1 pseudogene is annotated in these 249 nt (G+C 47.0%); it reads left to right on the top strand.

Going from position 1 to position 249, the window contains the following annotated elements:
- Positions 1–249, top strand: a pseudogene (locus tag AAEY88_RS14835) (ornithine carbamoyltransferase); the annotation flags it as partial.

Genomic DNA, 249 nt, shown 5'->3' with positions numbered 1-249 from the left:
CAACATGGCAGCGTGCCGGTGATTAATGCTTTGTCTGACTTGTACCATCCATGCCAAGCGCTAGCTGACTTTTTAACACTATCAGAGCAATTTGATGACGTAAGCCAAGCAAAACTGGCTTATGTTGGCGATGGTAATAACGTCACCCACTCACTGATTTATGGTGCAGCGATTTTAGGCATGACCATGACAGTAATTTGCCCTGAAGGGGCATTCCCTGATGCACTAATCGTGACAGAAGCTCAGGCG

The organism is Psychrobacter sp. CAL346-MNA-CIBAN-0220, assembly GCF_040309805.1.
Taxonomy (GTDB): domain Bacteria; phylum Pseudomonadota; class Gammaproteobacteria; order Pseudomonadales; family Moraxellaceae; genus Psychrobacter.
This window is presented reverse-complemented; position numbering and strand designations above follow the sequence as displayed.